1 protein-coding gene is annotated in these 1321 nt (G+C 40.5%); it reads right to left on the bottom strand.

Going from position 1 to position 1321, the window contains the following annotated elements; genetic code table 11:
- Positions 1 to 50: 50 nt before the first annotated feature.
- The gene (locus J1G40_RS18240) at positions 51 to 1211 is read right to left on the bottom strand and encodes an integrase core domain-containing protein (protein ID WP_265244098.1); all 1161 of its coding nucleotides are present in this window, start codon (positions 1209 to 1211) and stop codon (positions 51 to 53) included.
- Between the last annotated feature and the right edge of the window lie 110 nt (positions 1212 to 1321).

Genomic DNA, 1321 nt, shown 5'->3' with positions numbered 1-1321 from the left:
GTTTTAATGTTCGTTAAGATACATGGTTTACAAAAGTTATAGATTAGGGTTTACACTAAATTAGTTTCTAACCTCACTGATTGTTCTTTTTTTCTAAATACATGTTCATCAAAGTAACCTAAAAATACATTTCTATAAAACACTCTCCAAATACCATTGCCAATGTCCAGGGCTCCGATGTGTTTACCTTGGAGCGAAGCGGAAAGGTAAACCCAATTATAGGCCTTCCATCTTATGGCTCCATTTTTGGTAACTTTTAGGATTTTCATTTGTGCATCGTAATGAAAGTCGGGTATTTTTTCTGGGAACGGTCTGGTTGAGAACTCATGGATTGAGGCAGGTGTTTTCATGTTCAGCGCTTCATGGGGTCTTATGTGGTTATATTCTTTTACAAATTGGTTTAGACGTCTTTGTTGCGCTTTTAGGTCATAAGCTGAAGGCTTGGCACAAGCGGCTTTTAAATCGCGGTGCATGCGTTCATGTCGTCCGTTCTGTTCCGGGTGTGACGGGTCTGAAAACACGGGCATGATACCCAGTTCAATGAACCAATAGGAGAGTCGGGTAAATCTTTGTATTGCGGCAACCGAACCAAAAGGACTTCCGTTGTCTGTATGGATTTGTCCGGGGATGCCAAATTTCCTAAAAACCCTTTTGAACTCGGCCTTTGCCGATGCAAGGTTTTCTTTGTAATGCCCTTTGGCAGTAAATACAAATCTGCTTTTGGAATCGGCAATTGTCAGTGGATGACAGTAGATTTTGTTGCCCATCAAGAACTTTCCTTTGTAGTCTGCACTCCACACTTCATTACACTCTTTGGGGTCGAAAATGGGATGTACGGGCTTCACTCTTCTGAGTCGTTTTTGAGGCGATACCAAACTGTGTTTTTTGAGAATGTTATGAACGGTCAAGACAGATGGGATCAATTCATCGGGGAAATCTTTATACAACAAGGTGTGCAACTTTTTAGCGCCCCATGCCTTGTGTTTTTCTTTCAATTTAAGAATTTGGTCCACCACTTTTTCATTGGTGGCATTAGGGTGTGGGCTACGCGGTTTTCTGGAGAGTTCCCTAAGCCCTTCATAACCTTCATTTTCAAACCGGGCAATGATTTTGTAAGCTGTTGGTCTTGAAATTTTAAAGACTCGGCAAAGCTCCGTGATGGTAAATTTTCCAGTTCGCCATTCACAGATGAATTCAATTTTTTGTTCCATAATCGTCTGTTCTTTCCAAGGCATAGCATCTGAATTTTGGTTTCAAATGCAACTTAAAAAGTGTAAACGATGTTTCTATAACTCTGTAAAGGATGTTTGTATATCGTACC

This window comes from Muriicola sp. Z0-33 (assembly GCF_026126425.1).
Taxonomy (GTDB): domain Bacteria; phylum Bacteroidota; class Bacteroidia; order Flavobacteriales; family Flavobacteriaceae; genus JAFMPW01.
This window is presented reverse-complemented; position numbering and strand designations above follow the sequence as displayed.